The organism is Edwardsiella ictaluri ATCC 33202 (assembly GCF_000264785.1).
GTDB lineage: Bacteria > Pseudomonadota > Gammaproteobacteria > Enterobacterales > Enterobacteriaceae > Edwardsiella > Edwardsiella ictaluri.
In genome coordinates, this window is record NZ_AFJI01000079.1 from 1 (window position 1) to 3496 (window position 3496).

The following is a 3496-nucleotide window of genomic DNA, read 5'->3' on the forward strand; positions in this document are numbered from 1 at the left end:
TCTCAGTAAGCAGCTCTGGAAATCCTGACAGCCACTTCTGCCGCCCCAACTGCCTTCGTCACGGGGTGGCCGCCCAGGCCTTGATGACGATGCCGTTCTCAACGGTATTCTGTTTGTCCTTACGACTGGGATACCGTGGGAGGAGTTGCCCCAGTCGCTGGGTTTTGGCAGCGCAATGACGTGCTGGCGTCGCCTACGCGATTGGCAAGTTCAAGGCATCTGGCTGCGACTTCACGTGGCTCTGCTGACCCGGCTACACCAAGCGGCTCACATCGACTGGAGCAGAGCAAGCCTCGATGGCGCGAGCGTAGCCAGCCCCCGGAGGGTCAGGAAACAGGACGTAACCCGACAGACAGAGGCAAGCTGGGCAGTAAACGACACATCGTGGTGCAACGTCAGGGCATACCACGCGCCGTGCTTGTCTCTGGAGCCAATCGCCATGACCCGATAATGTTTGAGCCATTGTTGGATGCCCTCCCGGCGTTAGCAGGCCCACGATATCGGCCTGACAAGCGACACGCAGACAAGGGGTATGATTTTCGCCGTTGCCGGGATTATCTGAGGCGACGGGGAATCAAGGCCCGTATTGCCCGGCGAGGCATGGATAGCCATGACCGATTGGGTCGTTATCGCTGGGTTGTAGAGCGAACTCATGGCTGGTTAGCGGGTTTTGGCAAGCTGCGTATTCGTTTCGAACGGCGGCTGGATACCCATCTTGCATTGCTGACGCTGGCTTGTGCTGTTATCTGCTTGCGTTTTGTTGAACGGTTTTGTTAGCGGCTCTTAATACGGGTGCGGAGCGTCAGGTCATTACGTTCAATGCGTTAGGTAAATATTTTGCCGGTCAGATGATTATCCTTCGGCACCTCCCGGCCATCGCGGCCCCGCTCGTCGCGGGTGATCATGCCAATGTTGCATGGCGTGAACAGTGCCAGTCGCTCCCGGCAGCTTTCATCGGTTCTGAGACCAAAAGTGTAGGCCAGTACACCGCCTGTTTTGGTGTTGTACGCGTACCAGAGCCAGTGCTGCCGGGCTTTATTGTCCACGAAGCTTCATTGCTCATTGAGTTCGCAGATAAGCGCCACATCAGTATGGGCGACAAGTGAAGACGTTATTCGCTTTGGCGCGCGTTTTTTAACGTCCGGATGACGGTGTTAATGGCAAATTTCAGTGTTCTGGCGGTATCGCGTCCCCCGGCACCCTTGAAGGCCATTTCAGTGATCTGCTCTTTAATACCCGGTTTACGGGCTTCATTGGCGTAAGTAAGCTGAAAGACGCGGTGGCAGTCACGGCAGCGAAACCGGTCATGGCCTTTAGGATTCTGATCATGGCGGTAAACCTGAGCAGACTGATAACGGGGACAATGAACGTTAACGCTGGCCATGGAAGAACCTCAAAAGCGAGTATTATATATTAGATTCAAACAACTAGAGAAATTAGCCGTACCGGATGTCTGCCGCAAGCTGGATATCTCCGACATCACTTTTTACACCTAGCGAAAGAAATACGGCGGATTTCCCCTTCTGAACTCGAATCTATCTATGCGGCAACTGGAAGAGGAAAAGTGGCGTTGTATAACATCGCTTGGCGTAGGCCACGGCGCTGAGTCAGCGGGGATACACCTTTAGCCAGCGGGATGGCCGTAGTGTGCCTCCCCGCAGCATAACGCCGTGGGCGCCCCCGCGATGGGGGCTGATGACGCGCACTCCATGCGGAGTCTGGCCGCACGCAGCTGAGATTATAACCGTGCCATGATAACCGGTTATAATAGCGGTACCTCAGCTAACAAAATGAGGTAATCGCGATAGGTGCCGCTCGTCACCCGCTCTCTGGGCTGGTCAAACTGAAAGGTCAGGGTCAGAGGGATCTGATTTGAGGGGTTGTTTAAACCACTCACCACGAAGGTATCATCCGTATTTAATACATGTCGCTCGGCTCCCTGATGCAACACCGCCTGATAAGGCAGATCCCGGCCATCAACATCGTTACGCAATGCATAGTTATTACCCGTAAATATACCAATGCGTACCTGGTCAAATGATCCCTCCAAAAGCAGCGGTGTGGAGGCGCGCCCTGTCACCTGCTCCTGAGTATAGGTCGTGTTGAATACCACATGGGTTGAGGGGATGGATATCCCGCTGAAATAGGGCTGCTTGCGTATCGTTACTGCGGTGGCGGTATTTAAATTAAACGTCTGGCCCGTTTGCGGACTATAGAAGTACTCAAAGGCTGAGCTGCTGCTGCCGCTATAAACATCAGGTGGCAGCGATTGCCAGGCATCGCTGGCGATCAGGGCAGGAAGATCCAGCCATACTGTTCTGGCATCGTCATAGGTCACGACAGGGTAGGGATTTACATAGACAAAAGGATAGGTATTCCCGCTGCAGTCCTGAGTAAAATCATAGGTTCCCGGGTCGATAAAATTCCAGATACCATTGATCGGCTCACCATCCCTTAACGGGCGATCATACTGAATTCCGCCGCTGCATCCCTTATTTTCACTGATCCGATTATAACTGCCACCTATCACCGAAGGCTGCAGAAAGATAGACTTGCCCAGCTTGCCACGCAGGGTTATCGACCTGCCGTAGCGCGCCCCGGTCAGGGTGACGCTGAACAGGCTGCCTCTGCGGTGAAAGGCAATATCGGGCGTATCAATCTGATTAGTCCTGCTACCAAAATCATAGACATTAAAACCGACCAGCTCAGGGTAGTTATCCTGGGCCTGCACGATGCCATTACCCAGGACCTGCAGCCGGCCAGCCGCACCATAAGCTATTCTGACATCCTGATTAAAGACGGCAAGATCCACCACGATAGCATGGCTTTTTGCCATCAGCGACAGCGCTACAATGCCATACATCAGATAACGCAGCAGCCTTTCCCCTATTACGCAATACATACTTCCTCCTGACATAACATCACACCGCCGGCTCAGGGCCGCGATACCTCTCAGAGCGGCACGCTCAGCAGCAGGGTGACCTGCCCGTTGCAGACGACCCCCATCCCTCTGGGAACCCGCGAGAGTTCCGGCAGGACCACGCGGAGATAGAAGTCCAGAGTAAAGCGGTTTGCCGCGATACCCGCCACATCCCCCGCGCGCTGCCACTCTCCCGGCTCAAAACGGTGCTGGCGGAGACCATCGCTCTTCAGATTGGCAACCTGCCGCCCCCCTGTTTCCACGAGGTACTGATATCCCCGGTTGACGGCCGCCAGCAGAAGCACAGGGGCCGGGGGAAGGCTCACACACTGGTACTGGTCGTTCACTAACTCCAGCAGCAGCGGCTGGCTGTTCTGCTCGCCTATCGCCCGCAGGGCGATGCCCATATCCTCAAAACGATGGCGCCACACCTCATACGCCACCTGCTGAAACAGGGGCGTCTGACTTATCACCTGCACCGGCAGCATCAGCGTGCTGCCCATATCGATTTGCGCGCTCAGCTCCAGCCGCTCTTCCAGCACCTGAGCGTTATTGCGCAGCTCAAAGCCCTGCGCT

General features: G+C 55.2%; 3 protein-coding genes and 1 pseudogene. 1 reads left to right on the forward strand and 3 read right to left on the reverse strand.

Going from position 1 to position 3496, the window contains the following annotated elements:
- The first annotated feature begins 37 nt into the window (after positions 1 to 37).
- Positions 38 to 777 (forward strand): IS5 family transposase gene (locus tag EIEH_RS17800; protein WP_107775161.1). Its coding sequence is split into 2 segments (ribosomal slippage): positions 38 to 314 and positions 314 to 777, totalling 741 coding nucleotides; the frame shifts between segments, so codons are not numbered across the junction.
- Positions 778 to 827: 50 nt separating this feature from the next.
- On the opposite strand, the pseudogene EIEH_RS18525 reads toward EIEH_RS17800, so the two are convergent.
- The 3 genes and pseudogenes from EIEH_RS18525 to EIEH_RS11800 form a co-directional block, all read right to left on the reverse strand.
- A pseudogene (locus tag EIEH_RS18525) lies at positions 828 to 1384 on the reverse strand (IS1 family transposase); the annotation flags it as partial.
- A gap of 378 nt (positions 1385 to 1762) precedes the next feature.
- The gene (locus EIEH_RS11795) at positions 1763 to 2917 is read right to left on the reverse strand and encodes a hypothetical protein (RefSeq protein ID WP_148276972.1); all 1155 of its coding nucleotides are present in this window, start codon (positions 2915 to 2917) and stop codon (positions 1763 to 1765) included.
- A 35-nt stretch (positions 2918 to 2952) separates the two neighbouring features.
- Positions 2953 to 3496, reverse strand: a 544-nt coding sequence (locus EIEH_RS11800; RefSeq protein WP_035609664.1) for a hypothetical protein, incomplete at its 5' end; no start/stop codon positions are given.

Coding starts and splice junctions, on each gene's coding strand:
- EIEH_RS11795 (WP_148276972.1), bottom strand. CDS start 2,917: ATGTCAGGAGGAAGTATGTATTGCGTAATAGGGGAAAGGCTGCTGCGT.